Below are 26,897 nucleotides of genomic sequence, written 5' to 3' on the forward strand. Positions count from 1 at the left end.
CGTCTCACTCCGCTGGAACACCCCTCATCCGTCTCGGCGCTGCGCGCCGATCCACCTTCTCCCACAAGGGGAGAAGGAGGAAGGGCATCGCCCCAATCACGTATTCATCGAATCGAAGAAGTCCGCGTTGGTCTTGGTCTGCTTGAGCTTGTCGATGAGGAACTCGATCGCGTCGGTCGTGCCCATCGGCGCGAGGATGCGGCGCAGCACGAAGATCTTCTGCAGGTCCGCGCGCGGCACCAGCAGGTCTTCCTTGCGGGTGCCCGATTTGAGGATGTCCATCGCCGGGTAGATGCGCTTGTCGGCCACCTTGCGGTCGAGCTGGATTTCGCAGTTGCCGGTGCCCTTGAACTCTTCGAAGATCACTTCGTCCATGCGGCTGCCCGTATCGATCAGCGCGGTGGCGATGATGGTGAGCGAGCCGCCTTCCTCGATATTGCGGGCGGCGCCGAAGAAGCGCTTCGGGCGCTGCAGCGCGTTGGCGTCGACACCGCCGGTCAGCACCTTGCCGGATGACGGCACCACGGTGTTGTAGGCGCGGCCGAGACGGGTGATCGAATCCAGCAGGATGACGACGTCGCGGCCATGCTCGACCAGGCGCTTGGCCTTCTCGATCACCATCTCGGCGACCTGAACGTGGCGCGCTGCCGGCTCGTCGAAGGTCGAGGAAATCACCTCGCCCTTCACCGAGCGCTGCATGTCGGTCACTTCCTCCGGACGCTCGTCGATCAGAAGCACGATCAGATAGCATTCCGGGTGGTTGGCGGTGATCGAATGGGCGATGTTCTGCATCAGCACCGTCTTGCCGGTGCGCGGCTGCGCGTTGATCAGCGCGCGCTGTCCCTTGCCGATCGGCGCGACCAGGTCGATCACGCGCGGCGAGATGTCCTTGGAGGTCGAATTGTCGATCTCCATCTTCAGCCGCTTGGTCGGGTAGAGCGGCGTCAGATTATCGAAGTGGATCTTGTGCCGGATCTTCTCCGGGTCGTCGAAATTGATGGTGTTGACCTTGAGCAGCGCGAAATAGCGCTCGCCCTCTTTCGGGCTGCGGATCGGTCCTTCGACCGTATCGCCGGTTTTGAGCGAAAAGCGCCTTATTTGCGACGGCGAGATGTAGATATCGTCGGGACCCGGCAGGTAGTTTGCGTTGGCCGAGCGCAGGAAGCCGAAACCGTCCTGCAGCACCTCGACCACGCCTTCGCCGATGATCTCGACGTCTTGGGCGGCGAGCTTCTTCAGGATCGCGAACATCAGCTCCTGCTTGCGCATGACGCTGGCGTTCTCCACCTCGAGCGTCTCGGCATAAGCGATCAGCTCCGGCGGCTTCTTGTTCTTGAACTCTGCGAGTTTCATTTCTTGCATTAGATAGACTCTGGGTAGGCTTTGGAGAGGGAAATCGGCTGGATGCGACAAATGTCGGGCGCGGCCGAAAGCGAGAAAAGGGGCGGCGCATGACGGGAAGGAAGACCCGTCTTGTATCGTCGCTCGACTGAAAGAGCAAGCCGCCTTTTGCTGGGCCTGGCCGGATCCGGGAAGGCCTCAGAACGGCTTCACGACGACCAGGATGACGATGACGATCATCAGCAATGTGGGGATCTCATTGACGATCCGCCAGTGCCTCGCCGGCTTTTCGTTCTTGTCCTCGGCAAATTTCCTGACCGCGCCGGCGAGATAGCCATGCAGCCCCGACAAAATGAGCACCAGCGCAATCTTGGCGTGCAGCCAGCCGCCCTGGAATCCAAAGCCCTTCCAGGCAAGCCAAAGCCCGAACACCCAGGTCGCGGTCATCGCCGGATTGATGATCCCTCTGAGCAGCCGGCGCTCCATCACCTTGAAGGTTTCGGACTGCACCGAGCCCCTTTCGGCATCGACATGGTAGACGAAGAGACGCGGCAAATAGAGCATGCCGGCCATCCAGGAAATGACCGCGATCACATGGATCGCCTTGGCCCACGGATAGAAGCTGTCGGGTGCCGCGAGATAAAGCAGCGCCGTCAGCACGACGAGCAGGGCAATGCCGATCGCCATGCGCTTCATCGCCTGGCCAGTGCTGTTCTCGCTGCTTACATCGTTCATCGGCGGCTTCTCACCATTTTCACCATCGCCTCGACATGCGCCACCGGCGTTTCCGGCGTGATGCCGTGGCCGAGATTGAAGATCAGCGGCCCGTCACCCAAAGTCCTCAGAATTGCCTCGACACCGTCAGAGAGTGCCTTGCCGCCGGCGACCAGGCGCAACGGATCGAGATTGCCCTGCACCGCTCCGTCGCGCTGCAGCTCCTTCGCCATCGACAGCGGCACGGTCCAGTCGAGACCTAGACCGGCAATGCCGGTCTTTCTCCTGTAATCACGATAGCGCTCGCCCGCGCCCTTCGGGAAGCCGATCACCGGCACATCGGGGTGAACCGCCTTCACTTGGGCGACGATCTCGGCCACCGGCTCGACGCAGAAAGCCTCGAAGGACGGCTCGTCCAGCACGCCCGACCATGAATCGAAAATCTGCACCGCATCGGCGCCGGCCTCGATCTGGCGGATGAGATGGGCGGCCGAATGATCGGCCAATATCCTCAGAAGCCGCGCGAAGGCCTCGGGCTCGCGATAGGCGAATAGCCGGGCGGGGCCCTGGTCGGGCGTGCCGTGGCCGGCGATCATATAGGTCGCCACCGTCCATGGCGCGCCGCAGAAGCCGAGCAGCGTCGTCTCATCGGGCAGTTTCGCCCGCAGCCGGCGCACGGTCTCGTAGACCGGTTCGAGATTCACGTGAAACATGTCGCCGTTCAGCGCCGCAATCTCGGCCGCCGAGATCGGCTTCAGGACCGGTCCGCGGCCCTCCTCGAAGCGGACGTCCCGCCCCAGAGCATTGGGCACAACGAGAATGTCGGAGAACAGGATCGAGGCGTCGAAGCCGAAGCGCTCGATCGGCTGCAGCGTTACCTCGACGGCAAGGTCCGGATCGTAGCAGAGATCGAGGAAGGACCCCGCTCGCTTCCTGGTCTCGCGATACTCCGGAAGATAGCGGCCCGCCTGACGCATCATCCAGAGCGGCGGCGGTGAAACCGTCTCGCCCTTGAGGACGTCGAGCACGATCCGTTTCCCAGCCATCCTGCGCTGCCCTCTCTACAGCGCCGCGCGTCCTTAGACGCGCAAAGGACGCTGTAGCGCTTTCATTTAGCGCATGATCCTTTCCGAACCTCTGGTTCGGGGTCATGCGCGCCCCTCTTAAATCAAATATCTATTTTAAAAGAGTCTTCTGATTCTAAGAGTCTGTTGGTTGTGATGGTTGCGACCTGTCCAGCCTCCGAGCCGAAAAGGCCAGTCAGCATATTGTCGCGTACTCGCTTTCGCAATTTGGAGGGTTTTGGGGACGAGGCGGATTCCAGCTTTGGAGTCAAAAGCTTGGACTTACCGTTCCGAACCTCGCCCTGTGGATGAAACCGGCCAAGAAAACTTGATCCCCGGTTTTGTCCCCAGCGCCGCGACAAAGCCTACAGCGGGTCGAATTGTGGACAAGCGGCCATCTGATACAGTCGCTTCCTTGCCCAAGGCTTGCCCATCCAGCCTTGTCCACAATTGCCCACAGCCTGGACCCATTCCCTGTGAACAAACCTCAGAGCTTCTTTCATCTGCATCTGATCTCCGACGCCACCGGCGAGACGCTGCTGGCGGCCGGCCGCGCGGCGTCCGCCCAATACAAGGATGCGCGCGCCATCGAGCACATCTATCCGCTGATCCGCACGGAAAAGCAGATCGCCAAGGTCTTCGAGGACATAGAGGAGGAGCCCGGCATTATTCTCTATACGGTGGTCGACCAGAAGCTGGCGCGCTCGATCGATGAGCGCTGCGCTGCCATGGGCCTGCCTTGCGTCTCGGTGCTGGAACCGGTGCTGACCGTCTTCCAGTCCTATCTCGGCACGCCGGCCGGCCGCCGCGTCGGCGCTCAGCACGTGCTCGACGCCGAATATTTCCGCCGCATCGATGCGCTGAACTTTACCATGGAGCATGATGACGGCCAGCTGCCGGCCAATATGGACGATGCCGACATCGTGCTGATCGGTATTTCGCGCACCTCGAAGACGCCGACCAGCATCTATCTCGCCAATCGCGGCATCAAGACCGCCAACATCCCCATTGTGCTCGGCGTGCCGCTGCCCGAAAGCCTGATCGCCGCCAAGACGCCTTTGGTCGTCGGCCTGGTCGCCACGGCCGAGCGCATCTCGCATGTGAGGCAAAACCGCATCCTCGGCAACAGCGCCGCCTTCGTGCCGACCGACTATGTCGACCGCGCCGCGATCAACGAGGAGCTCGCCTATGCCCGCCAGCTCTGCACCCGGCATGGCTGGCCGATGATCGATGTCAGCCGCCGCTCCATCGAGGAAACGGCCGCGGCGATCGTTGCCCTGCGGAGCAAGACGCGCTAGGGCAAGCGATGTAAGTGAGCACTCCGTCCAACACCCCTCATCCGACCGAGCTTCGCTCGGCCACCTTCTCCCACAAGGGGAGAAGGAAGAACGCGGCGCCAGCGTCCTGCGATTACCGCCAGGCGGCGATTTGCGGTGACGTTGGACTTTCCTTCTCCCCTTGTGGGAGAAGGTGGATCGGCGCGACAGCGCCGAGACGGATGAGGGGTGCTGGACGGATCGCAACGGTTGAATGAACCATCATGCCTGAAAAGATCATCCTCGCCTCCGGCAGCCCATTCCGAAAAGCCATGCTCGTCAGCGCCGGCCTCGACATCGAGGCGGTGCCGGCAAATGTCGACGAGCGTGCGCTCGAGGCTCCGCTGAAGGACAGCGGCGCTTCGCCCGAGGACGTCGCGTCGATCCTGGCCGAGGCCAAGGCGACCGAGGTCAGCGAGCGCAAGCCGGGCACCCTGGTGCTCGGCTGCGACCAAACCCTGTCGCTGGGCGACGAGATCTTTCATAAGCCCGCCGACATGGAAGGCGCCCGCCGCCACCTCCTGGCCTTGTCCGGCAAGACGCATCAGTTGAATAGCGCCGCCGTGCTTTGCCGCGACGGCGAGGTGCTGTGGCGGCATGTCGGCGTCGTCAGCCTCACCATGCGCAAGCTCGACCCCGGCTTCATCGGCAGGCACCTGGCCCGCGTCGGCGCCAAGGCGCTGTCCAGTGTCGGTGCCTATCAGATCGAGGGCGAAGGCATCCAGCTGTTCGAGAAGATCGAGGGCGACTATTTCACCATCGTCGGCCTGCCGCTGCTGCCGCTGCTGAAGGAGTTGCGCGCATTGGGAGCCATCGATGGCTGAGAAAAAGGCCTTCGTCACCGGACATCCGATCGCCCATTCGCGCTCTCCGAAAATCCACGGCTACTGGCTGGCCAAATACGGCATCGACGGCAGCTACCAGGCGATCGACGTCGCGCCGGCGGATTTCGCCGCGTTCCTGAAATCCCTCGGCGAGCACGGCTACCGCGGCGGCAACGTCACCATTCCGCACAAGGAGGCAGCCTTCGCCGGAGTGGCCCGACGCGACCATGCGGCCGATGAAATCGGCGCGGTCAACACGTTGTGGTTCGAGGATGGCCTTCTGTGGGGCGGCAACACGGACGGCTACGGCTTCGCCGCCAATCTCGACGACCAAGCGCCTGGCTGGGCGGTCAATCGACCGGCCGTGGTTCTGGGCGCCGGCGGCGCCTCCCGCGCGGTCATCCATGCGCTGAAGGAGCGTGGCATCAAGGATATCCGCATTGCCAATCGAACGCTCGCGAGAGCTGAGGAACTCAGCCGCCACTTCGGCGCCGGGGTCTCGGCGCATGGCGCGGGCGCGCTCAGTGAGCTGCTTGCCGATGCCGGCCTGCTGATCAACACCACCTCGCTCGGCATGCATGGTGACGCCACGCTCTCCGCCGATCCGGCCGGCTTGCCCGGCCATGCCATCGTCACCGACATTGTCTATGTGCCGTTGGAAACGCCCTTGCTTGCCGCCGCCAGGACCCGCGGCCTGAAGACGATCGATGGTCTCGGCATGCTGCTGCATCAGGCCGTGCCAGGTTTCGAACGCTGGTTCGGCAGGAAACCCGAAGTGACGCCCGAATTGCGGCGCATGATTGTCGCCGACATCGAGGGCCATTGATGATCGTGCTTGGCCTCACCGGATCGATTGGCATGGGCAAGTCCACCACGGCGAAAATGTTCGCCGAAGCCGGCGTGCCGGTGCATGATTCCGACGAGACCGTGCATCGCCTTTATTCCGGCAAGGCCGCCCCTCTGGTCGAGGCGGCCTTTCCGGGCACGACGCAAGCGGGCGCGGTCGACCGGGTCAAGCTCGCCGAAAAAGTGCTCGCCGATCCGGCCGCGCTGAAGCGGCTCGAGGCAATCATTCACCCGCTGGTGCGCGCCGACGCCGATGCGTTTCTCGCAAAGCATCGCGCCGCCGGCGCGCGGCTTGCCGTGCTCGACATCCCGCTGCTGTTCGAAACGGGCGGCCGCAGCCGCGTCGACAAGGTCGTGGTCGTCAGCGCGTCGCCTGAAATCCAGCGTGAGCGCGTGCTCGCCAGGCCGGGCATGAGCGAGGAGAAGTTTTCATCCATCCTCGCCAGGCAGGTGCCCGACGCCGAAAAGCGCCGCCAGGCCGATTTCATCATCGATACCGGCCATGGCTTCGACGCCGCGCGAAAGAGGGTCGAGGCGATCGTCGCCGAACTCTCAGGGGAAAAGTCCGGCAAAGCCGGCTACTGACATTACAGCGCCGCGCCCGTTCGGACGCGCAAGGGACGCTGTAACGCTTTGATTTTGCGCATGATCCTTTTCCGAAAATCGAGTCCCATTTTCGGAGGTTAGGCGTTAGGCCGTCACCAGTCCCCATTGCCATTTTGTTCTGGTGTATGATTCTGCTCGTTTGGGAAGCGAACTGATTCGAATGCGTGAGATCATCTTCGATACGGAAACTACCGGCCTCGATTTGCGCGACGACCGCATCATCGAGCTTGGCGGTGTCGAGCTGGTCAACCGCTTCCCGACCGGCCGGACCTTCCACAAATTCATCAATCCGCAGGGGCGCGCGATCCATGCCGAGGCGCAGGCCGTGCACGGCATCAGCGCCGCCGATCTGGTCGGCAAGCCGACCTTCGCCGAAATCGCGCAGGAATGGCTGGACTTCACCGACGGCGCCAAGTTGATCGCCCACAACGCAACCTTCGATATCGGCTTCCTCAACCTCGAATTCAGCCGGCTCGAGCAAGCTGCCATCGATCCCGGCCGCGTGGTCGACACGCTGGCGCTGGCGCGCCGCAAGCATCCGATGGGACCGAACTCGCTCGACGCGCTCTGCCGGCGCTACGGCATCGACAACACCCGCCGCACCAAACACGGCGCGCTGCTCGACTCCGAATTGCTGGCGGAGGTCTATATCGAGCTCATCGGCGGCAAGCAGGCGGCGCTGGTGCTGGAGTCCGTGGCGGTGCACATGAATGGCGCCGGCGAGGTGGCCGATATCGACATCTCGATCGGCGCCCGGCCGATCGCCCTGCCGCCGCGGCTCAGTGAAACGGATCGGGCGGCGCATGCCGGGCTGGTCGCGACGCTCGGCGAAAAGGCGCTGTGGCTGAAAGTGGCGGTCGGTTGATCGGGCGCTATTCGCGCTGACGTTGGAGATAGCGCCCTTTCCAATCCGATCGCGATCTGTCGCGGCAGCCATTGAACGGTTGGTCCCGTCGAAGGATCGCGTTAGTTTGATCGCGCGCCGACCGCGCCCAAACCCGCCCGCAAAGGACCCGCGATGACCGGACCCAATCCCAACGTCAAGCATCCGATTGCGATGCATCCGCGCGTCGGTTTCCTGAAGGGACTGGTGACGTCGACCAACATCGAGATCGGCGACTTCACCTATTATGACGACCCCGACGGTCCCGACAAATTCGCCGAGAAATGCGTGTTGCATCACTACGACTTCATTGGCGACAAGCTGATCATCGGCAAGTTCTGCGCCATCGCGGAAGGCGCGCGTTTCATCATGAACGGCGCCAACCACGCCATGTCGGGCTTCTCGACCTATCCGTTCAACATCTTCGGCCATGGCTGGGAGGAAGGCTTCGACCCGAAGACCTGGTCGAAGGAGATCCGCGGCGACACCAAGATCCGCAATGACGTGTGGATCGGCATGGATGCGGTGATCATGCCGGGTGTGACGGTGGGCGACGGCGCCATTGTCGCGGCGAAATCGGTTGTCACGCACGACGTGCCGCCTTATGCGATCGTGGCCGGCAATGCGGCCAAGGTGGTGAAGATGCGCTTCGATGAATTCACGGTGCGGCGGCTATTGAAGGCAGCCTGGTGGGACTGGCCGGTCGACAAGATCAGCCGTAACCTCAACGCCATCCGCGGCGCCGACATTTCTAGGCTGGAGGCGGCGGTTTGAACGCGCCCGAAAAAAAGACAAACGACAAGACCCGGAACGAAACGGCGATTAGCCCGGAGCTGTTCACCCGTGGCTGGGTCTTCATCCGCGGCGTGCCGTCGATGAAGTTCCTGCCCTCGGAAGGCCCGCCGGAGATCGCCTTCGCCGGCCGTTCCAATGTCGGCAAATCGTCGCTGATCAACGCGCTGGTCGGGCACAAGGGCCTGGCGCGCACCTCGAACACGCCGGGCCGCACGCAGGAGCTCAACTATTTCGTGCCCGACGGCTTTTCCGGCGAGGGCGCCGACCTGCCGCCGATGGCGCTGGTCGACATGCCGGGCTACGGCTATGCCAGCGCGCCGAAGGACAAGGTCGATGAGTGGACGAAGCTGATCTACGAATATCTGCAGGGCCGCGTGACGCTGAAGCGCGTCTATGTGCTGATCGACGCGCGCCACGGCATCAAGGCCAAGGACGAGGAAGTGCTGACCCTGCTCGACAAGGCGGCAGTGTCCTACCAGGTGGTGCTGACCAAGACCGACAAGATCAAGGCCGCCGGCGTGCCGAGGCTGATCGAGGAGACGCTGGCCAAGATCAAGAAGCGGCCGGCGGCGTTTCCACTGGTGCTGGCCACCTCGTCGGAAAAAGCCGAGGGTTTGGACGAACTGCGCGCCGCCATCGCCCTGGTAGCGAACGGCGGCTGATGCCGCCCGCCAGGGACCGATCCCTCAGGATCAATCCATCTCGTCGCGTTCCGGCTCGCGATCGCGCCGGCCGCTGAGGATCTCGCGCTTGCCGACATGGTTGGCAGCGCCGACCAGGCCTTCCTTCTCCATGCGCTCGACCAGCGAGGCGGCGCGATTGTAGCCGACGCCGAGGCGGCGCTGGATGTAGGAGGTCGAGCACTTCTTGTCGCGCTTGACCACCTTGACGGCTTCCTCATAGAGCGCGTCGCCATCCTCCTCGGCCATCGCGCTTTTGTCGAAGACCGGGCCTGTGTCGGCCGCTTCCTGTTCCTCTTCCTCGTCCGCGGTGACGGTGTCGAGATATTCGGGACGTCCCTGCGCTTTCAGATGCGCCACGACATGCTCGACCTCGACATCGGAAACGAAGGGGCCATGCACGCGCGAAATGCGCCCGCCGCCGGCCATGTGCAGCATGTCGCCCTGACCGAGCAGCTGCTCGGCGCCCTGCTCGCCGAGGATGGTGCGGCTGTCGATCTTCGACGTCACCTGGAAGGAGATGCGGGTGGGGAAGTTGGCCTTGATCGTGCCGGTGATGACATCGACCGACGGGCGTTGCGTCGCCATGATCAGATGGATTCCGGCGGCGCGCGCCATCTGCGCCAGCCGCTGGATGGCGCCTTCGATCTCCTTGCCGGCCACCATCATCAGGTCGGCCATCTCGTCGACGATGATGACGATATAGGGCATCGGCGCGAGGTCGATCGCGCGCTCCTCGAACAGCGGCTCGCCCGTGCCCCTCTCGAAGCCGGCCTGCACCTGCATGGTCACGACCTCGCCCTTGTCGCGGGCGCCGGCCGCGCGCTGGTTATAGCCGTCGATGTTGCGCACGCCGAGGCGCGCCATCTTGCGGTAGCGGTCCTCCATCTCGCGCACCGCCCATTTCAGCGCCGTGACGGCCTTCTTGGGATCGGTGACGACCGGCGTCAGAAGATGCGGGATGCCATCATAGACGGAGAGCTCCAGCATCTTGGGGTCGACCATGATGAGACGGCATTCCTGCGGTTTCATCCTGAAGAGCAGCGACAGGATCATGGTGTTGATGGCGACCGACTTGCCGGAGCCGGTGGTGCCCGCCACCAAGAGATGCGGCATCTTGGCGAGCTCGGCGATGACCGGTTCGCCGCCGATAGTCTTGCCGAGGCCGAGCGCCAGCTTGCAGGAGGTGTTGCGGAAGCCGGCCGAGCCGATCAGCTCGCGGAAATAGACCGTCTCGCGCGTCTCGTTGGGCAGCTCGATGCCGATGACATTGCGGCCCGGCACCACGGCGACACGCGCCGATACGGCCGACATGGAGCGGGCGATATCGTCGGCGAGCCCGATGACGCGGCTGGATTTCACGCCCGGCGCCGGCTCGAACTCGTAGAGCGTGACGACCGGCCCCGGCCGGACATGGATGATCTCGCCCTTGACGCCGAAATCCTCCAACACGCTTTCGAGCAGATCGGCATTCTGCTCCATCCGCTCCTGCGACATGTAGAAGCCCTGGCCCTCGGGCGGCATCTGCAAAAGCTCTTCCGAAGGAAGCTCGTAGCCGCCCATCGCGGATAGCGGCCCGACCTCGCCGGCCATGGGCAACAATGGTGCCTGCCTGGCTTTCCTGGCGCTTACCGGGGCGGAGATCGGCATGGGCTTGGCAGGCGCCGGTTGGGCGGCCGCCGGAGCCGGCACGGGCGCCAAGATCGGACTTGCCTCCGCCGTGTTGGAGCGCCATTCGATGACCCGGTAAAATGACGTCGCCTCGCCCGGGAAGGCGGCACGGGGCTGGACAGGTTGCGCGGCCGGACGCTGCGCCGGCACCGGCTGCGTCAGTGGCTGCGCCGGAACGGCAGGCACCTGCCCGGCTTCAGTCAGACGCGCCCGCGCCAGGCGCTCGGCAAGAAAGGGCATGCCGAACTCGAAAAAGGCATGATCGGAAAGATAGGACCAGCGCAATCCGCTCAGGCGCGGTTTTGGTGTCGGAGCAGCAGCCTGGCTCGGCGCGGCCGCTGCGGCCGGAACGATGGCAGGGGCAACAGTGGCTGGTGCGCGGATCGATCTGGTTTGCATCGGCACCGGGGCGGGAGCGGCGGAACTTTTCCGGACCGGAGCGGCTGGCGGCGGAGCCGGAGGCGCAGGCCGGACGGGCTCGGCCGCGGATGCCTTGCCCCGAGCGGCATCCTCCGACGGGGCGGCCCGCCTGGCAAGGTCAGTGTCCGGCGTGCGCGTGAACCGCACATTGGGCGCAAGGAAGAAATAGTTCTGCCAGGCGGGGAGGGCGAAATCGTCGCCGGCCGAATCGCCGGCCGAGTCGGACGATGCGTTACGAGCGGCGGCCGATTCGCCCCCGGGCAGGACTCGCAGCGGCACGACCTGTCCTGCTTGCGGGACTGCGCCATGGCGCCCGGTTTCCCGCGGATTGCGATGTTCGTCGTCGCTGTCGTGGGCTGAGGCGCCGGGATGATTGGCACGGGGGAAACGCATGAATGTCATACTCGAGACTCGCCGATTGAACGTCTCCCGAGACATAGGAAGCGATGGTTAACAGGTTCTTCCGAAAGCGCCTGCCGGACGAAGCCGATCGATATTTTGAGAGGGGGTCTTCAGGCCGATCTTCGCGGTCGAGGCAGACCGCACCGATGGATTTCGCGGCGACGCCTCGCGACCCCTTCAGCTTCGCCCTTTGCGCTCCGGAATCCGCATGCCCGAACGGTCAGGCCGATTGCAACGCCCGTTCCTCGGCGAAGAATTTTTCCGTGGCATAGGCCTTGAGAAACACTTCGACGCCGGAGGTCACGACGTGCTCGATCTCCGCCTGGCTCGGCGCTTTGGTGCGATAGGAAAAGATGCACTGGCGGAACAGGCCGGCGAGGCAAAGCTCGGTGAACTGGTAGGCGGCAAGGTCGACGTCGGCGATCTGAAGCAGGCCGCGTTCGACGGCTTCGTTGAGGAAGGCCATGACCTTGTCGTGGCCGCGCTTGGGGCCGCGTTCGTAGAAGCGCGCGCCAAGCTCCGGAATCCGATCGGCCGCGCCGACCACGGTGCGCTGGGCCTGGATGACCTTGGCCGAGGTGATCTTCAGCGAAAGCACGGTGCCGAACTTCACCAGCGTCTTGCGCAGGTCGTCGAAATGGTCGAGCACCTCATACATGTTCTTGAAGATGGTGCCGCGCTCTTCCTCGATGAGCGCCTCGAACAGCTCTTCCTTATTTTGAAAATAGACGTAGATCGTCCCCTTGGAGACGCCGGCCTCGCGCGTGATGTCGTTCATCGAGGCGGCCTCGAAGCCCTTATCTATAAAGACGCGGCGGGCGCCCTCGATGATCTGGGCCCGTTTTACGGGATCCTGCCCGGCCGCCGGGCGGCCCTTGCGTAAGTCGAGCAGATCGCTATCGGCTGTCGTGTCGACCATGGAAGTCGTTCCTTGAAAATATTTCGAACCGCTCGGTTCGATTTCCTCTTGATATGGTCCTCTTTCCGCGCTATGTCAATCTCCAATTCGAACCGAACGGTTCAGTATGACTGACATTCCAGAGAGATCGCTATGTCCTCGAACGCGCCCGCCACCGCCGAAGTCCGCTCTTTTCCCAACGCCAAGGTCCAGCCTTCGACCGAAGCGCCGGAAGTTCCTGTCCAGCCCGCCGCTCCCATTGCGACGCCGGCGGCTGAAGCACCCGCCAAGAAGCAGCGCTCTGTCCGCTCTTTCCTGTTACCGATCATCGGCCTTGCCCTGCTCGGCGCCGGCTCCTGGTATGGGTATAACTATTGGACCGACGGACGGTTCATGATCTCCACCGACGACGCCTATGTCCAGGCCGACATGTCGTTCGTCTCGCCGAAAATATCCGGTTATATCGACAAGGTGCTGGTGAGCGAGAATCAGCGGGTGAAGGCCGGCGATCCGCTGTTCGTCATCGACAATGGCGACTACAAGATCGCCGTGGCCCAGGCCGAGGCGCAGATCGCCACCTTGAGCAAGACGCTCGACCGCATCGACGCCCAGACCAAGGCGGCCCAGGCCTCGCTGTCGCAGGCCCAGGCGCAGAAGGTCGCGGACCAGGCCGCCGCCGACAATGCGGCGCGCGCCCAGGTGCGGGCGGCGCAACTCGTCAAGACCCATGTCGGCACGCAGGCCCAGCTCGATGACGCCCAGACCGCGCTCGACCAAGCCAAGGCGGCGCTTGTCGGCGCCGATGCGCAGATCGCGGCGGCGCAGGCCAATATCGGCGTGCTGGAAGCGCAGCGCGCCGAGTCGGCCTCGACGCTCGCCTCGCTGCAACTCACCCGCGACAAGGCCCTGCGCGATCTGTCCTTCACCGTGCTGAAGGCGCCCTATGACGGCGTCGTCGGCAACCGCTCGGTCGAGCAGGGTGATCTCGTCAGCCCCGGCCAGAAGCTCGCCGTCGTCGTGCCGATGGACAAGCTCTACATCGTCGGCAACTTCAAGGAGACGCAGCTCGGCCGGATGATGCCTGGCGAGAAGGTCCGCATCACCGTCGACGCTATCGATGGCCAGACCTTCGAAGGCACGGTTTCCTCGCTGGCGCCGGCTTCGGGCGCGGTGTTCTCGCTGCTGCCGCCGGAAAACGCTACCGGCAACTTCACCAAGGTGGTGCAGCGCGTGCCTGTGCGCATCGACGTGCCGGCCGACGTGCTGAAGGCCGGCAAGCTGCGCGCCGGGCTGAGCGTCGTCGTCGCGGTCGACAGCCGCACCGCGCCGGCTTCGACGACCAACTGATTGGGGGGCGGCCCGGCGGCCGATCGAGCGCCGGGCCGTCCAGCCTGCTTTATCGTTTTCGACGCATTTCGGGACCGCCACGCGCTCGTCCCAGGAATTGCCCAGGGAGGCCATGACATGGCAACCGCAACCATCACCGCAGGATCAATGCCCGGACGTCCGGTCGCTGCCGCGCCGGCCCTGCCCGCGGACCATATGCCCGTGCGCCGCGTCGTCGCCTTCCTGGCGATGGTGTTCGGCATGTTCATGGCGATCCTGGACATCCAGATCGTCTCGGCCTCGCTCTCGGAAATCCAGGCGGGCCTGAGCGCCAGCTCCGACGAGATCCCGTGGGTGCAGACCGCCTACCTGATCGCCGAGGTGGTGATGATCCCGCTGTCCGGCTTTCTCAGCCGCATGCTGTCGACGCGCGTGCTGTTCACCACCGCGGCGGCCGGCTTCACCGCGGCCAGCGCGCTTGCCGCGACCGCCACCAATATCGACCAGATGATCGTCTACCGCGCCATCCAGGGCTTTATCGGCGGCGGCATGATCCCCAGCGTCTTCGCGGCCGCCTTCACCATCTTCCCGCCTTCCAAGCGCGCCGTCGTGTCGCCGATGATCGGCCTGGTGGCGACGCTGGCACCGACGATCGGCCCGACGGTGGGCGGCTATATCAGCCACGCCATGTCCTGGCACTGGCTGTTCCTGATCAATGTCGTGCCCGGCATCCTGGTGGCGACGGCCGCCTGGGCGCTGATCGACTTCGACAAGCCCAACCTGAAACTGTTCTCGAAGTTCGACTGGTGGGGCCTGGTCGGCATGGCCGCTTTCCTCGGCTGCATGGAATATGTGCTGGAGGAAGGCCCGAACCACGACTGGCTGCAGGAGCCGGCAGTGTTTGCCTGCGCCATCATCATGACCATCGGCGGCGTCATCTTCTTCTGGCGCGCCTTCACCGCCGAGGAGCCGATCGTCGACCTGAGGGCCTTCAGCAACGTCAACTTCGCCTTCGGCTCGCTGTTCTCCTTCGTCGTCGGCATCGGCCTCTACGGGCTCACCTATCTCTATCCGGTGTTCCTGGGACGTATCCGCGGCTACGATTCGATGATGATCGGCGAGGCGCTGTTCGTCAGCGGCCTGGCGATGTTCTTCACCGCGCCCATTGCCGGCATCCTGTCGAACAAGATCGACCTCAGGCTGATGATGATGATCGGCTTCGTCGGCTTCGCCACCGGCACCTGGTGGATGACGCATCTTACCGCCGACTGGGATTTCTATGAGCTGTTGATCCCGCAGATCCTGCGCGGCTGTTCGATGATGCTGTGCATGGTGCCGATCAACAACATCGCGCTCGGCACGCTGCCGCCGGAACGGCTGAAGAATGCGTCGGGCCTGTTCAACCTGACCCGCAATCTCGGCGGCGCCGTCGGCCTCGCGGTGATCAACACGGTGCTGATCGACCGCAACGCCTTCCACTATGCGCGGCTCTCCGAGCATGTGCAGTGGGGCAGCGAGACCGCGCAGACCAAGCTGCAGAACATGACGCAGAATTTCGGGCAGACCGCCGGTCTCGACGCCACAAGCGCTGCGATCTCGAAACTGTCCGGCATGGTACACCAGCAGGCGGCGCTTTTGTCCTTCATGGACGTGTTCATGATGCTGACGGTGCTGTTCGCCTCGCTCGGATTTTTCGTGCTGTTCATCAACAAGCCGGCCCCGCAGGGCGGCGGTGGCGGCGGAGGCCATTGAGGAGCCGGAACCCCCGCCTGGCGTCCTCAACGCGTGACCCCGGAAATCGGTGACGATTTCCGGGGTCATTCTTTTTGGAGAGATTGAAAGTGGCTCCAAGGTGGGTTGAGATTCAGGTCAGGCCGAGTCGAAAATGGTGGGTTCCGAGAACCGGAGCGGAGCGTACTTTTCGTACGTGAGCACCGGAAGCGCAGGAAGCCGCCATTTGCAGGCCGGCCTCACCTGATTCTCAACCCACCTCAGGCTGAAGCCGGCTTGAAGCTCAGCGCCACGCCGTTGATGCAGTGGCGCAGGCCGGTGGGCGGCGGGCCGTCATCGAAGACATGGCCGAGATGACCGCCGCAGCGCCGGCAATGGACCTCGGTGCGGGTCATGCCGAGCGAGCGGTCCTCGGTCTTGCCAATGGCGTTGGGGATTTCCTGCCAGAAACTCGGCCAGCCGGTGCCGGAATCGAATTTGGTCTCCGACGAATAGACCGGCAGGTCGCAGCCGGCACAGGCGAAGATGCCCTTGCGATGCTCGTTGAGCAGCGGGCTGGTGCCGGGATATTCGGTGCCTTGCTTGCGCAGCACATCGAAGGCCTCGTCCGAAAGGATGGCGTGCCATTCGGCATCGGTCTTGGTGATTTCGAACGTCTCGGCGGCGAGAGCGGGCTTCGGTCCGCCGGCACGCAGCATCGCTGCGGATCCGACGATGAGAGCGGTGGCGGCGGCCCCGCTCCAGAGAAAATCGCGACGGTTCATGGCCGTTCCTCCTGACGCATTTTGCCAAGATAGAGCCCGGGCCGGAAATCAAAAGCCGGTGACGCTCCATCTCCTCGTTCGAGCAATTCCGGACAGAACCTTCCTGGAACGCTCCGGATGCTGCTCCGCGCCGCCCTTGCGGGACGGACGCGGAGCACACCCCTGCCGGCGGCGCGGATCTTGAATGATGCGGCCAGCGCTCAGCCATGTCTTCGCCGGCCAGGCCCGCTTTGTTACATCTTCGGCAAGAGAACCTTGTCGATGACGTGGATGACGCCGTTCGACTGGCGGACATCGGCGATGGTGACATGGGCGACATTGCCGTTCTCGTCGGTGACGGTGACCTTGCCCTTCTCCGCCTTCACCGTCAGCTCGCAGCCGCCGACCGTCTTGACCTGGTGGGCGCCGCCATCGGCCTTGGCCATCTTGGCGACGTCGGCGGCCAGCGCCTTGGCGGCGACGACATGGCAGGTCAGCACCTTGGTCAGCTTGTCCTTGTTCTCGGGCTTGAGCAGCGTGTCGACCGTGCCGGCCGGGAGCGCCGCAAAGGCCTCGTTGGTTGGCGCGAAAACGGTGAACGGACCGGCGCCCTGCAGCGTGTCGACCAGGCCGGCGGCCTTGACGGCGGCGACCAGAGTTGTGTGGTCCTTCGAATTGACGGCATTCTCGATGATGTTCTTCTTGGCATACATCGGCGCGCCGCCGACCATCGGATTGGCAGCGTAGGCAACGGCGCCGAGCGCCGAAAGACCAAGTGTAGCGGCAAGCAAAAGGGTAGCGAGTTTACGCATGGTGTCAGTCTCCTCGGGTTATTTTCTTCCCGTCCTTGGGAACGCGAGGAGATACGGGTCCGAAAAACGTTAGTTTCACGAAGGGCGCGATTTTTTATTCCGGTGCTTTATTGCGTCTGCGTCACTGATGGCGGCAGCGAAATTTTCCCGCCTAGAAAGGGCAGGATATAGACTTCAGTTAGTCTTCGGTAACCGGCTGACCAGGGTCAGATGCCCTTCAGGTCACCCGCGGCGACGACCGGACCGGTAGGCTGGCCGGTCGGCGAACCGCCAGAGGGCTCGAGGCTGACGGCGAGCACGGCGCCTTGCGCCAGCTTCCGCTGGACGGCCGGCGTGACCGCCATGCGCGCGGTCGGGCCGGCGGGGATGACACCCATCGAAACCGGCGCGTTCTTGCCCTCGATCATCCACAGCTCGAAATCCTTGCCGGCGCCGCGGTCGCCGGAGACCAGCGACAGGCCGACCTCATGGCGGGCGGCGTCATAGACCGCAAGATATTTGACGTTGCTGTTGTCGGCGGCCAGAGAGGCGACCAGCCTGGTCTCGGGCGGCTGGACCGGCGGCCTGACGTAAGGCAGGGCGACATAGACGGCCAAAGCGGCGATGGCCGCGGCGGCGAGGCCGCGCCAGAAGGCGAGGCTCGCCCACAGGCCGCCGCTGGGCGCCGTGGACGCGGACGACGCGAACAGGCGGCGGTCGATTGCCACTTTCACGGAAGCCGGCGGCTCGACCGCGGCATAGGCGGCGGCCATGGGCGCGAAATGGGCTTCCCAGGCGTCGACCAGGCGGGCGAACGACGCCTCGGCATCGATGCGACGGGAAGCGATCTGGCGCTCGTCGGCTGCCAGGACACCGAGAACATATTCGGCGGCGAGCAGGTCGTCGCCTCCACGTTCCGGTCCGTTGTCCTCTGCCAGCGTCATCTTTCCAGGCATTCTCTCAGTTTCAGCAGGCTTCGCCGCAGCCAGGTCCGCATCGTGTTCAGCGGAACCTTGAAGCGCTCCGCCAACTCGGCATAGCTCTCGCCGCCCAGATAGGCGCCCCGGACGGCCGCCGCCCGGTCTTGCTCCAGTTCGTCGAGGCAATGGTAGATGCGTTCGGTCTCGCCGCCCGCCACAGCCATGGCCTCGGGTCCCGGCGCCGGGTCGGCGACGTCGAGGGCCGTATCGATGTTGGCAGAAGGACTGCGCCGCGACCGGATGCGATCGATCGCATGATTGCGCGCAACAGCCACCAGCCAGGAAATCGGGCTCAAATCGGAAACCGCGAAACGATCCGCCTTCGTCCAGATTTTGACGAAGACCTCCTGCAGCGCTTCTTCCGCATCTCCCCTGTCCCGCAAGACACGAAGGCAGACGCCGAAAAGTTTCCCGCTGGTCTGCTTGTAGAGCAGATCGAACGCCGCCCGGTCCTTCATCGAAGTCCGGACGATCAGCTTGCTGATATCCTGCGGCGCCATGCAGGCAAATTAGAAGATTGCGATCTAATTGCAACGGCGGCGGAGGCGTTGTCCACCAGCGGCCACGGGCCGATCCTACGCGGCTCGATGGAGAAGCTTTCAGGACGGCTGAAGCGGCGGGCTGAAGCCTCCCAACCTCGTCATTCCAGGGCGGAGCAGCCGCGCAGCGGCGTCGCGAAGACCCTGGAATCCATTCCGTGACCTTAGTCAAAAGTGCAGCGGAGCAGAATTCTGCACCGCGGCGGCGCTCGGACGTTACGGAATGGATCCTCGGGTCTGCGCGCGTCGCTTCGCTCCTTGCTCCGCCCGTGGATGACGAGGTTGGGCCGTTTCGGCCAATCTCCAAGGCATGCCGCCTGCCAACATAAACACGGCCTGCCCCGGGGCAAAATTACTGTGCTGGGAGCTAGCAGATTTCGTCATTGTGTCGGTGAAACCAGCGCAGGCGTTGGAGATTGGCCGAAGCCTCTCCAACCTCGTCATTCCAGGGCGAAGCAGCGCGCGTCGCTTCGCTCCTTGCTCCGCCCGTGGATGACGAGGCAGGGCCGTTTCGGCGAGTCTCCAAGGCATGCTGCTTGCCAACGCAAAGTTGGCCGGCCGGTCAAAATCCCTGTGCTGGGGAACTGGCAGATATCGTTATTGTGACCGCAAAGCCGTTTGCGACCTGCGGCAATTCCCGCTAAGAGGCCGCCATTCACGCTAGCTGGGATCGATACCGATGACGGACATCGCCGCCAACGCCGAAATGCAGGCCGCGCTGCTCTCTCGCGCGCTGCCTTATATGCAGCGCTACGAGAACAAGACGGTGGTGGTGAAATATGGCGGGCATGCCATGGGCGATACGGAGCTCGGCAAGGCGTTCGCCCGCGACATCGCGCTGTTGAAACAATCCGGCGTCAATCCGATCGTCGTGCATGGCGGTGGGCCGCAGATCGGCGCGATGCTCACCAAGATGGGCATCGAATCCAAGTTCGAGGGCGGCCTGCGCGTCACCGACCAGAAGACGGTCGAGATCGTCGAGATGGTGCTGGCGGGCTCGATCAACAAGGAGATCGTGGCGCTGATCAACGCCGAGGGCGAGTGGGCGATCGGGCTCTGCGGCAAGGACGGCAACATGGTGTTCGCCGAAAAGGCGCGCAAGACCATGGTCGATCCGGATTCCAACATCGAGCGGGTGCTCGATCTCGGCTTCGTCGGCGAGCCGGTCGAGGTCGACCGCACGCTGCTCGACCTTCTGGCGCGCTCGGAAATGATCCCGGTGCTGGCACCGGTGGCGCCCGGCCGCGACGGCCACACCTACAACATCAATGCCGACACCTTTGCCGGCGCCATCGCCGGCGCCTGCCGCGCCTCGCGCCTGCTCTTCCTCACCGACGTGCCCGGCGTGCTCGACAAGAACAAGAAGCTGATCGACGAGCTGACCGTCGCCGAGGCCAGGGCGCTGATCAAGGACGGCACGGTGTCGGGCGGCATGATCCCGAAGGTCGAGACTTGCATCGAGGCGATCGAGCGCGGCGTCGAAGGCGTCGTCATCCTCAACGGCAAGACGCCGCATTCGGTGCTGCTGGAGCTGTTTACCGAGCACGGCGCCGGCACGCTGATCGTTCCGTAAGGAAGGCAAGTTCACCATTTCCATGCAATGGTGAGCCGCCATGTCAGCCGGCTAACTTTCTTGTCGCCGGCGCGCGTCGATCTTCAATGACCGGCGCGACGGACTTGCGTGGCTGACGCCCGACGATCATCGATTCCTCCTCGGCGTCCTGCGGCGCGCCCCAGAATTCGGCTAATGTCGGCCCATCCGTGATGCGGCCGTCGCGGACCAGAAACCCCCAGACCTCGCGGAACCAGACGCGTCGGCCCATCTTCGTGTACCAGCGCATCGAATGGCGCTGCTCGGGATCAGGGTGGAACAGGATGCGCGCCAGCGCCTTCGGCCGCGACTGCACCGCCACCTCGATCAGCTTGACGGCGAAGAACAGCATCCAGGGTTCCAGCCTGGTCATGTGCAGAACCTGGTGCTTGTAATCCCACAGGCGCACGTCCTTCTGAATCACCTTGCGGTCCTTGGCGATGCGGAAGAACGGCGTCCAGCGATGCGGCGTGACATAGAGCGCCTGGATCTGGTCCGGATCGTGGGCGATGAGCTGGCGGAAGCCGCGCCAGAGATCGCGCAAGGTCTCGTCCTCGAAGCCGGCGACCCAGGTCGCCATCGACAGGATGCCGTGCCGCCTGAGCAGCTGGATCGCCTCGCGATCGGACTTCGTGCTGCCGCCCTTGCGGATCAGCGACAGCGTCTGCTCGTCGGTGTTCTCCATGCCGAGCAGCCAGCGGATGACGCCGGCCTTGCGATAAAGATGCAGGATATCGGCATCGCGCACGATATCGTCGGCGCGGGTCGAGCCGACGATCAGCACCGGCACGTTCTCGGCGATCATGGCGTCGAGAAAGGCGCGCCAGGCCTTTTTCGAGGAAGTCGGGTTCTCGTCGGCCAGATTGATCAGCTCGACGCCGTGCTCGCGATGCAGCCAGGCAATCTCCCTGGCGAATTTGACCGGGTCGCGATGGCGCCAGCGGGTCCAGAAACCGCGCTGGCCGCAATAGTTGCACAGATGCGGGCAGCCGCGCGAGAACTGCATGACCACGGCCCGCTTGCCGCCCCAATAGGAGTAGCGGCGGTGATCGATCAGCTCCCAGACGACCCGCCAGGCGTCGAGGTCGGCTATGGTCATCGCCGCCTGCGTCGCAACAGGACGGCCGAAATCGTCGCGATAGGCGATGCCGGCGACGCTCGCCACCGGCTGGCGCATCTCGATTGCCTCGACCAGCGCCGTCGCGGTCGCCTCGCCTTCGCCGCGCACGATGAAGTCGAAGACGTCGGTCGCGGCGAGGATATCGCGCCAGTGATAGGTCGGGAAGACACCGCCATAGATGACGACGACGCCCGGCGCGCGGGCCTTGATCATCTCGGCGATCTTCAAGGCGGTCGGATGCGCCGAGGTCGAGCCGGAATGGCCGATCAGCACGAAATCCGGATCGCCGCGCAGCGCCTCGTCCACCACCGCCGCAAGCGGCATCGGACCGAACTCGGCGTCGACCAGGCGTACCTGATGGCCGGAATCGATCAGCGGCCCGCCGATGGCCAAAAGACCGAGCGGCGGCAGGTGGTCGTCGGGCACACGGCTGCCGATGGCGGTGTGCGGCGGATTGATAAGCACGATATTCAAGGCGGACCTCCATATTGGTCCGCTTGTGCTAATGACAAATGCCGAAGCCGCCTTGGCGCGGTTCAGCAGTTTCCACGCAGCTTTTCGCCAGATTTGACCGGATCAGCGCCGCAAATGGCTGAGCGGCACGTGGCCGGGTCCCTTGATGTTCTGCAGCACCAGTTGCGTATGGACGTCGCGCACGCCGGGCAGACGCATCAGCCGGTGCATGACGAAGGCGTTCAAATCGTCCACCGACGGCACCAAGACATGCAGCAGGAAATCGTAGTCGCCTGTCATGGTCCAGCAGGACGAGACCTCGTCCATGCGCTGCACGGCGGCGATGAAGCTTTCGGGCGAGCCGTCGCTGTGGCTGACCAGCCGCACCTGGATGAACACCTCGACAGTCAAGCCCACGGCGCGGCGGCTGAGCACGGCGGCAAAGCCCTTGATGATACCGGCTTCCTGCAGGGCCTCGAAGCGGCGCGCGCAAGGCGTGGTCGACAGGCCGATCTCTTGCGCCAGCTCCGAGACGGGCTTGCGGCCATCGCGCTGCAGGATGTCGAGCATCCTTATCTCGAAATCGTCAAATTGAGGCATTTTTTCTCAGACTTGCGTTGAACTGAGCGTTTTTACCCCCAAAACAGCTAGTGTGCCATAAACAAAGCTGATTTGCCTCAGCGGTCGCTTCTAAACTCCCCTTCACGATCCGCCGATCACGATCTTGAGGAGGATATGATGACGATCAGCGTTGCCGATTATGCCGCCGAATGCGCGGCGCAGGGTCTGCGGGGCGACTATTCGGTCTGCCGCAGCGATTTCACCGTGGCGCAGGGCTACGGCTACTCCGCCGAGGAGCAGGCGGTGTGGCGCACGCTCTGCGACCGCCAGACGAAGCTGACGCGGAAGCTCGCGCACCGCTCGTATCTGGACGGCGTCGCGGCGCTCGGCCTGCTCGACAGGATTCCGGATTTCGATGCCGTCAGCGAAAAGCTTGCCAAGCTGACGGGTTGGGAGATCGTTGCGGTGCCCGGCCTCATTCCGGCCGGCCCCTTCTTCGATCATCTCGCCAACCGGCGTTTCCCGGTGACCAATTGGCTGCGGACGAAGAAGGAGCTCGACTACATCGTCGAGCCGGACATGTTCCACGATTTCTTCGGCCATGTGCCGATCCTGACCCAGCCGGTGTTCGCCGATTTCATGCAGATGTATGGCCGGAAGGCGGAAGATCTGATCGCGCTCGGCGGCGACGAGATGATCACGAGGCTCTACTGGTACAGCGCCGAATACGGCCTCATCCAGGAAGCCGGGCAGCCGTTGAAAGCTTTCGGCGCCGGGCTGATGTCGTCCTTCACCGAGCTGCAATTCGCGGTCGAGAGCAAGGACGCGCACCATGTGCCGTTCGACCTCGAGACGGTGATGCGCACCGGCTATGAGATCGACAAGTTCCAGCGCGCCTATTTCGTGCTGCCGTCCTTTGATGCGCTGCGCGATGCTTTCGCCCATGGCGACCTCGCCGGCATCGTGGCGCGGTTCAAGGGCCAGCCGGCGCTCGACCCGTCAACAATCTGAGGTCGGTTTTCGCCCAACCGACATTCAGCGCGGTTCAGCTGCCGACAGGCGGCTGGGCCGCTTTGTGCCTTTTTGCAATTAGTTCCCCATGGATTTTGACCGCTTGGCTATGTTTGCGTTGGCAGATGGCGTGTGCCGCATTGATGAATGCGCAGCACGGTCGAGATCAGACGGCGATCACCTTGCCCAGATGCTCGCCGAGGCGGCAGGCGAGCGCGGTGATGGTCGTCGTCGGATTGCACTGGCCGGAAGTGCAGAACACCGAGGAGCCGCCGACATAGAGATTGTCCATGCCATGCACCTTGCAATTGGCGTCGACGACGCTCTTCAAGACGTCGGTGCCCATGCGGGTGCCGCCCATATGGTGGTGGCCGGCCGTTTCCTCATTGGTCGGGTAATCGCCGCCATTGCCGATCCAGTCGTCGATGCGGACGCGGCCGAGATTCTTCTGCGCCATGGTCGTGCCGAAAAGCTTCAGGCCTTCGAGCAGCGTGCGGCGCTCGAGCGGCGATTTCTTCCAGTGCAGTTCGATACGCGGCACGCCGGCGTGGTCGACATCGGCCTTCGACAGCGCGATCTGGTTGGAGGCGAGCGGCGCCTGTTCCCAGGCGACGTAAAGCTGCGCGGCGCAGTGCAGTCTCTGGTCCAGCTGGGAAGACATCCATTCCGCCATATTGGGCGCCGTACAGGCGAGATCGGCGATCAATTTCTTGACATTGGGATAGGGCGACTCGATCAGGCGGATACCGAAATTCATGATCTGCAGCCGCTCCATCGCGGCAAGCGTCGGCGAGAAGAAGGCTTCTTTCGAGGCGTCGACCTCGAACTCCGAATAATTGGCGAGGATGGCATTGCCGCCCTGGAAGGTCGGATGCTCCATCCAGTAACGGCCGAGCGCCGCCGCGTTCGGCACCACGCCGCCATTCGAGCGCTCGTTCGACCACAACAGCAGCCGCGAGTTCTCCAGCCCGCCGGTGCAGGTGACGAAATAGTCCGCCGCGAAGGTGCCGGCATCCTGGCCGTTCGACCAGAGCTTCGCGCCGGTGACGCGCTTGCCGTCGCCGGTGAGCTCGGTCGCGTAGGTATTGAGCACGACGGCGATGTTCCTGCTCTTGTCGAGCTCGTCGGCATATTTCTCGCCGAAGCGAACCGCCGGGCTCTTGATCAATTGAACCCAGCGGATGTCCTCCGACACCGGGACGTCGGGACGGAAATCAGGCAGCTCGAGGATATCGTGGACCTCGCCAAGATAGGGCTCGATGTCGGCGCGGCCGATCGGCCAGCCGGTGTCCGGCGCCCATGCCTTGGGCTCGAAGTCCTGTTTGTCGAGCACGCGGCACCAGCCGGCCCAGTGATTGGACGAGCCGCCCATGAAGCGCAGCCTGGTGATGTCGAGGTCGAAATAGAAATCGCCAACCGTCTTGCCGCGGTAGAAATCCTGCGACTCATCGCTGAACTCGCGCGAACCCGCCTCCAGCACGACCACCGGGATGCCGGCTGCGCCGAGCTTCCTGGCGATCGTCGTGCCGGCCGGGCCGGAGCCGAGGATGCAGGCCTTGGGTCTGAAGCCGGCCTGCTTGTAGGCCTCGTAGCTGTCGAAGATCATGCGAGGTCGCTTCGCCGCAGGATCCAGCCGTTGATCTCGACGATATCATCGGCATCGACCAGGGGTTGCTGGCTGCGGAACAGCGACAGGGCAGGAAGCGCGATCAGCGCCTGCACGATCGCGCGGCGCGACATTTTTCTCATGAACCTGCTCATGACACGTCTCTCGACTATATGCCGCCTGGGAGGCCAATTCCGTGCCAGACCCAGGTGAAAACGGCGTTACACCAGGAGGTTTAGCGCGGTTGAATATGGACATGGTTAGGGCATTCCTAACGCCTGCGGCGAGGCTTCATGCCGCCTCGGGCAGCTCGCGGTCGAGGATCGAAAGATTGCGGCCGCGGTTCTTGGCTTCGTAAAGCCTGCGGTCGGCGGCGCGCATCAAATCCGAAATGGTCGCGCTCTCGCCGCAGCAGACCCCGCCGATCGAAACCGTGAGCGGCACGGTCCGCTCGTCGACCGGGCGGAAACGGATCAGCTCGACCTCGCGGCGGATGCGTTCGGCGATATGCTTGGCTTCCGGTTCGCTGGCCCCAACCAGGAAAGCCGCGAATTCCTCGCCGCCGATGCGGCCGAGCAGATCGCCGCTGCGAATGCCGCGTTCGATGGCGCCGGCGATCAAAAGCAGCGCTTCGTCTCCGGTCAGATGACCATAACTGTCATTGATCCTCTTGAAGTGATCGGCGTCGATGATGAGGAGCGCGCCGCGATCGCTCTTGCGCCGCGAACCGTCGAGCGCGGCGAAAAAGGTCTCGCGGTTGAGCATGCCGGTCATGTCGTCCCGGCTTGCCTTTTCCGACAGGCGCCTGTGCGCCGCCGCGAGCTGCGCGTGAGCCCTGGCAAGCTCGCGATGAGCATTCTGCAACCGATCGCTCTGCCAGAAGCTGCTGGCGCTGGCGGCCCAGGCGAGCACGAGCGGACAAACCGTCGACGCCAGCCAGACCGTGCGGCTCATCGGAAAGCCCATCGCCGGCATCACAATCAGCGTCAACAACAGCGAGGCAGCGACCGAAGCAAACGCCACGGCAGCGGCCCTCAAAATTATGCGACTCATCACTTGCTCCCAAGGGTCAGCTTGTGTGCCAGCAAGCGTTAAAGGCGACCTTTCCAGGACTTTTAAAATTTGAAGCGAGGCGCCATTTTCACGTTTCGTGACGCGCATAAGTTGTGGATAAATCCAGCGTCGGCATGCCATAAGAAACCATGACAACGACACCCGATCCCGCCCGCTTCGCCCATGTCACGGACTGGGTATTCGACCTCGACAACACGCTCTATCCGCATCACTCGAACCTGTTCGCGCAGATCGACGTGAAGATGACCGCCTATGTCGGCGAGCTGCTGACGCTTTCGCGCGACGACGCGCGCAAGCTGCAGAAGGAGCTCTACCTGGAATACGGCACGACGCTGAACGGGCTGATGAAGCGACACGGCATCGATCCCGACGATTTCCTCGAGAAGGTGCACGACATCGACTATTCGCGGCTGGTGCCGGATCCGGTGCTGGGCGCAGCGATCCGCCAGCTTCCCGGGCGCAAGTTCATCTTCACCAATGGCGACCGCAGGCACGCCGAACGCACCGCGCGCCAGCTCGGCATACTGGAACATTTCGACGCCATCTTCGACATCGTCGCGGCGGGGCTGAGCCCCAAGCCGGAGCGCCAGACCTATGAGCGTTTTGCCGAATTGCACTCGGTGACCGGGCACAATGCGGTGATGTTCGAGGATCTGGCGCGCAATCTGGCCGTGCCGAAAACGCTCGGCATGACGACCGTGCTGGTGGTGCCGCGCAATTTCGAGCCGACCTTCTCGGAGATCTGGGAACGCGACCCCGCAAACGAGGACGACGTCGATTTCGTCACCGACGACCTCGCCGGTTTCCTGACCGCGATCGTCGACGTCGTAGCCTAACGATGTTTGCATAGGCATGCCTTGGCGATTGGCCGAAACGCCCATCGCGATCGTCATCCACGGGCGGAGCAAGGA

At 63.7% G+C, this 26,897-nt stretch carries 25 protein-coding genes and 1 pseudogene; 12 read left to right on the top strand and 14 right to left on the bottom strand.

Annotated elements, in window-relative coordinates:
* Nucleotides 1-96: 96 nt before the first annotated feature.
* The 3 genes from rho to hemE form a co-directional block, all read right to left on the bottom strand.
* Nucleotides 97-1,362 (bottom strand): transcription termination factor Rho, encoded by a 1,266-nt coding sequence (rho, locus tag LB515_RS24750; protein ID WP_095769513.1) that lies wholly within the window; start codon nucleotides 1,360-1,362, stop codon nucleotides 97-99.
* A 177-nt stretch (nucleotides 1,363-1,539) separates the two neighbouring features.
* On the bottom strand, nucleotides 1,540-2,076 hold the full coding sequence (gene hemJ / locus LB515_RS24755; protein WP_224532431.1) for a protoporphyrinogen oxidase HemJ: 537 nt from the start codon (nucleotides 2,074-2,076) through the stop codon (nucleotides 1,540-1,542).
* Nucleotides 2,073-3,101, bottom strand: coding sequence for a uroporphyrinogen decarboxylase (gene hemE / locus LB515_RS24760; protein ID WP_224709263.1), 1,029 nt, complete (start codon nucleotides 3,099-3,101; stop codon nucleotides 2,073-2,075). Before hemE ends, hemJ begins: the two co-directional genes overlap by 4 nt.
* Nucleotides 3,102-3,595: 494 nt before the next feature.
* Between hemE and LB515_RS24765 the strand changes: the two genes are divergently transcribed.
* From LB515_RS24765 to yihA, 7 genes are all read left to right on the top strand, one after another.
* Nucleotides 3,596-4,417: a pyruvate, water dikinase regulatory protein gene (locus LB515_RS24765; RefSeq protein ID WP_224532433.1), complete on the top strand. Its 822-nt coding sequence runs from the start codon at nucleotides 3,596-3,598 to the stop codon at nucleotides 4,415-4,417.
* Nucleotides 4,418-4,659: 242 nt separating this feature from the next.
* Complete coding sequence (locus LB515_RS24770; protein ID WP_224709264.1) at nucleotides 4,660-5,259, top strand: Maf-like protein; 600 nt, start codon at nucleotides 4,660-4,662, stop codon at nucleotides 5,257-5,259.
* On the top strand, nucleotides 5,252-6,085 hold the full coding sequence (locus LB515_RS24775; RefSeq protein ID WP_224709265.1) for a shikimate dehydrogenase: 834 nt from the start codon (nucleotides 5,252-5,254) through the stop codon (nucleotides 6,083-6,085). The genes LB515_RS24770 and LB515_RS24775 overlap by 8 nt, the downstream gene beginning before the upstream one ends.
* The gene (gene coaE, locus LB515_RS24780; protein ID WP_224709266.1) at nucleotides 6,085-6,690 is read left to right on the top strand and encodes a dephospho-CoA kinase; all 606 of its coding nucleotides are present in this window, start codon (nucleotides 6,085-6,087) and stop codon (nucleotides 6,688-6,690) included. Before LB515_RS24775 ends, coaE begins: the two co-directional genes overlap by 1 nt.
* A 181-nt stretch (nucleotides 6,691-6,871) precedes the next feature.
* Nucleotides 6,872-7,576 (top strand): DNA polymerase III subunit epsilon, encoded by a 705-nt coding sequence (dnaQ, locus tag LB515_RS24785; RefSeq protein WP_095769506.1) that lies wholly within the window; start codon nucleotides 6,872-6,874, stop codon nucleotides 7,574-7,576.
* A gap of 153 nt (nucleotides 7,577-7,729) precedes the next feature.
* Complete coding sequence (locus LB515_RS24790) at nucleotides 7,730-8,368, top strand: CatB-related O-acetyltransferase (protein ID WP_224709267.1); 639 nt, start codon at nucleotides 7,730-7,732, stop codon at nucleotides 8,366-8,368.
* Between the two features lie 47 nt (nucleotides 8,369-8,415).
* Entirely contained in the window at nucleotides 8,416-9,051 is a 636-nt protein-coding gene (gene yihA, locus LB515_RS24795) for a ribosome biogenesis GTP-binding protein YihA/YsxC (protein ID WP_318012650.1), read from the top strand.
* Nucleotides 9,052-9,081: 30 nt separating this feature from the next.
* Here the strand turns inward: yihA and LB515_RS24800 are convergent.
* Both LB515_RS24800 and LB515_RS24805 read right to left on the bottom strand, forming a co-directional pair.
* Nucleotides 9,082-11,334: pseudogene (locus LB515_RS24800) on the bottom strand (DNA translocase FtsK); the annotation flags it as partial.
* Between the two features lie 448 nt (nucleotides 11,335-11,782).
* Complete coding sequence (locus tag LB515_RS24805; RefSeq protein ID WP_095769503.1) at nucleotides 11,783-12,481, bottom strand: TetR/AcrR family transcriptional regulator; 699 nt, start codon at nucleotides 12,479-12,481, stop codon at nucleotides 11,783-11,785.
* Nucleotides 12,482-12,613: 132 nt separating this feature from the next.
* Between LB515_RS24805 and LB515_RS24810 the strand changes: the two genes are divergently transcribed.
* Together LB515_RS24810 and LB515_RS24815 are read left to right on the top strand one after the other, a co-directional pair.
* Nucleotides 12,614-13,807, top strand: a complete 1,194-nt coding sequence (locus tag LB515_RS24810; RefSeq protein WP_224709270.1) for an HlyD family secretion protein — start codon at nucleotides 12,614-12,616, stop codon at nucleotides 13,805-13,807.
* Nucleotides 13,808-13,924: 117 nt separating this feature from the next.
* Nucleotides 13,925-15,538 (top strand): DHA2 family efflux MFS transporter permease subunit, encoded by a 1,614-nt coding sequence (locus LB515_RS24815; protein WP_411969167.1) that lies wholly within the window; start codon nucleotides 13,925-13,927, stop codon nucleotides 15,536-15,538.
* A 239-nt stretch (nucleotides 15,539-15,777) separates the two neighbouring features.
* Here LB515_RS24815 and msrB read toward each other — a convergent pair whose 3' ends face one another.
* From msrB to LB515_RS24835, 4 genes are all read right to left on the bottom strand, one after another.
* Complete coding sequence (msrB, locus tag LB515_RS24820; protein ID WP_140845337.1) at nucleotides 15,778-16,281, bottom strand: peptide-methionine (R)-S-oxide reductase MsrB; 504 nt, start codon at nucleotides 16,279-16,281, stop codon at nucleotides 15,778-15,780.
* A gap of 233 nt (nucleotides 16,282-16,514) precedes the next feature.
* Nucleotides 16,515-17,072, bottom strand: a complete 558-nt coding sequence (locus LB515_RS24825) for a fasciclin domain-containing protein (protein ID WP_224630298.1) — start codon at nucleotides 17,070-17,072, stop codon at nucleotides 16,515-16,517.
* A gap of 206 nt (nucleotides 17,073-17,278) precedes the next feature.
* On the bottom strand, nucleotides 17,279-17,995 hold the full coding sequence (locus tag LB515_RS24830) for an anti-sigma factor domain-containing protein (RefSeq protein WP_224606759.1): 717 nt from the start codon (nucleotides 17,993-17,995) through the stop codon (nucleotides 17,279-17,281).
* A complete protein-coding gene (locus LB515_RS24835) occupies nucleotides 17,992-18,531 on the bottom strand; it encodes a sigma-70 family RNA polymerase sigma factor (RefSeq protein WP_095769497.1) in 540 nt (179 codons plus the stop codon). The genes LB515_RS24830 and LB515_RS24835 overlap by 4 nt, the downstream gene beginning before the upstream one ends.
* Nucleotides 18,532-19,249: 718 nt before the next feature.
* On the opposite strand from LB515_RS24835, the gene argB reads away from it, so the two are divergent.
* Complete coding sequence (gene argB, locus LB515_RS24840) at nucleotides 19,250-20,143, top strand: acetylglutamate kinase (protein ID WP_140845333.1); 894 nt, start codon at nucleotides 19,250-19,252, stop codon at nucleotides 20,141-20,143.
* A 43-nt stretch (nucleotides 20,144-20,186) separates the two neighbouring features.
* Here argB and bchE read toward each other — a convergent pair whose 3' ends face one another.
* The gene (gene bchE, locus LB515_RS24845; protein WP_224709271.1) at nucleotides 20,187-21,755 is read right to left on the bottom strand and encodes a magnesium-protoporphyrin IX monomethyl ester anaerobic oxidative cyclase; all 1,569 of its coding nucleotides are present in this window, start codon (nucleotides 21,753-21,755) and stop codon (nucleotides 20,187-20,189) included.
* Between the two features lie 102 nt (nucleotides 21,756-21,857).
* Nucleotides 21,858-22,334, bottom strand: coding sequence for an Lrp/AsnC family transcriptional regulator (locus LB515_RS24850; RefSeq protein ID WP_095769494.1), 477 nt, complete (start codon nucleotides 22,332-22,334; stop codon nucleotides 21,858-21,860).
* A 135-nt stretch (nucleotides 22,335-22,469) separates the two neighbouring features.
* Between LB515_RS24850 and phhA the strand changes: the two genes are divergently transcribed.
* Nucleotides 22,470-23,306 carry a phenylalanine 4-monooxygenase gene (gene phhA, locus LB515_RS24855; RefSeq protein WP_224630026.1) on the top strand — a complete coding sequence of 279 codons (837 nt, stop codon included), beginning with the start codon at nucleotides 22,470-22,472 and terminating at the stop codon, nucleotides 23,304-23,306.
* Between the two features lie 166 nt (nucleotides 23,307-23,472).
* On the opposite strand, the gene LB515_RS24860 is transcribed toward phhA, so the two are convergent.
* From LB515_RS24860 to LB515_RS24870, 3 genes are all read right to left on the bottom strand, one after another.
* Complete coding sequence (locus LB515_RS24860; protein ID WP_224709272.1) at nucleotides 23,473-24,912, bottom strand: GMC oxidoreductase; 1,440 nt, start codon at nucleotides 24,910-24,912, stop codon at nucleotides 23,473-23,475.
* Complete coding sequence (locus LB515_RS24865) at nucleotides 24,909-25,067, bottom strand: hypothetical protein (RefSeq protein WP_224638238.1); 159 nt, start codon at nucleotides 25,065-25,067, stop codon at nucleotides 24,909-24,911. Before LB515_RS24865 ends, LB515_RS24860 begins: the two co-directional genes overlap by 4 nt.
* Nucleotides 25,068-25,203: 136 nt before the next feature.
* Nucleotides 25,204-25,965: a GGDEF domain-containing protein gene (locus LB515_RS24870; protein ID WP_224633921.1), complete on the bottom strand. Its 762-nt coding sequence runs from the start codon at nucleotides 25,963-25,965 to the stop codon at nucleotides 25,204-25,206.
* 149 nt (nucleotides 25,966-26,114) lie between these two features.
* Here LB515_RS24870 and LB515_RS24875 point away from each other — a divergent pair, with 149 nt between their 5' ends.
* Entirely contained in the window at nucleotides 26,115-26,822 is a 708-nt protein-coding gene (locus tag LB515_RS24875) for a pyrimidine 5'-nucleotidase (RefSeq protein ID WP_095769490.1), read from the top strand.
* Nucleotides 26,823-26,897 lie beyond the last annotated feature (75 nt).

It is taken from the genome of Mesorhizobium sp. CA15 (assembly GCF_020165215.1).
Classification (GTDB): Bacteria; Pseudomonadota; Alphaproteobacteria; order Rhizobiales; family Rhizobiaceae; genus Mesorhizobium.

Bases quoted from the DNA above. Each gene is read 5' to 3' on its own strand.
- rho (WP_095769513.1), bottom strand. From the start codon at position 1,362: ATGCAAGAAATGAAACTCGCAGAGTTCAAGAACAAGAAGCCGCCGGAG.
- hemJ (WP_224532431.1), bottom strand. From the start codon at position 2,076: ATGAACGATGTAAGCAGCGAGAACAGCACTGGCCAGGCGATGAAGCGC.
- hemE (WP_224709263.1), bottom strand. From the start codon at position 3,101: ATGGCTGGGAAACGGATCGTGCTCGACGTCCTCAAGGGCGAGACGGTT.
- LB515_RS24770 (WP_224709264.1), top strand. From the start codon at position 4,660: ATGCCTGAAAAGATCATCCTCGCCTCCGGCAGCCCATTCCGAAAAGCC.
- LB515_RS24775 (WP_224709265.1), top strand. From the start codon at position 5,252: ATGGCTGAGAAAAAGGCCTTCGTCACCGGACATCCGATCGCCCATTCG.
- coaE (WP_224709266.1), top strand. From the start codon at position 6,085: ATGATCGTGCTTGGCCTCACCGGATCGATTGGCATGGGCAAGTCCACC.
- dnaQ (WP_095769506.1), top strand. From the start codon at position 6,872: ATGCGTGAGATCATCTTCGATACGGAAACTACCGGCCTCGATTTGCGC.
- LB515_RS24790 (WP_224709267.1), top strand. From the start codon at position 7,730: ATGACCGGACCCAATCCCAACGTCAAGCATCCGATTGCGATGCATCCG.
- LB515_RS24805 (WP_095769503.1), bottom strand. From the start codon at position 12,481: ATGGTCGACACGACAGCCGATAGCGATCTGCTCGACTTACGCAAGGGC.
- LB515_RS24810 (WP_224709270.1), top strand. From the start codon at position 12,614: ATGTCCTCGAACGCGCCCGCCACCGCCGAAGTCCGCTCTTTTCCCAAC.
- LB515_RS24815 (WP_411969167.1), top strand. From the start codon at position 13,925: ATGGCAACCGCAACCATCACCGCAGGATCAATGCCCGGACGTCCGGTC.
- msrB (WP_140845337.1), bottom strand. From the start codon at position 16,281: ATGAACCGTCGCGATTTTCTCTGGAGCGGGGCCGCCGCCACCGCTCTC.
- LB515_RS24825 (WP_224630298.1), bottom strand. From the start codon at position 17,072: ATGCGTAAACTCGCTACCCTTTTGCTTGCCGCTACACTTGGTCTTTCG.
- LB515_RS24830 (WP_224606759.1), bottom strand. From the start codon at position 17,995: ATGACGCTGGCAGAGGACAACGGACCGGAACGTGGAGGCGACGACCTG.
- LB515_RS24835 (WP_095769497.1), bottom strand. From the start codon at position 18,531: ATGGCGCCGCAGGATATCAGCAAGCTGATCGTCCGGACTTCGATGAAG.
- argB (WP_140845333.1), top strand. From the start codon at position 19,250: ATGACGGACATCGCCGCCAACGCCGAAATGCAGGCCGCGCTGCTCTCT.
- LB515_RS24850 (WP_095769494.1), bottom strand. From the start codon at position 22,334: ATGCCTCAATTTGACGATTTCGAGATAAGGATGCTCGACATCCTGCAG.
- phhA (WP_224630026.1), top strand. From the start codon at position 22,470: ATGATGACGATCAGCGTTGCCGATTATGCCGCCGAATGCGCGGCGCAG.
- LB515_RS24860 (WP_224709272.1), bottom strand. From the start codon at position 24,912: ATGATCTTCGACAGCTACGAGGCCTACAAGCAGGCCGGCTTCAGACCC.
- LB515_RS24865 (WP_224638238.1), bottom strand. From the start codon at position 25,067: ATGAGCAGGTTCATGAGAAAAATGTCGCGCCGCGCGATCGTGCAGGCG.
- LB515_RS24870 (WP_224633921.1), bottom strand. From the start codon at position 25,965: ATGAGTCGCATAATTTTGAGGGCCGCTGCCGTGGCGTTTGCTTCGGTC.
- LB515_RS24875 (WP_095769490.1), top strand. From the start codon at position 26,115: ATGACAACGACACCCGATCCCGCCCGCTTCGCCCATGTCACGGACTGG.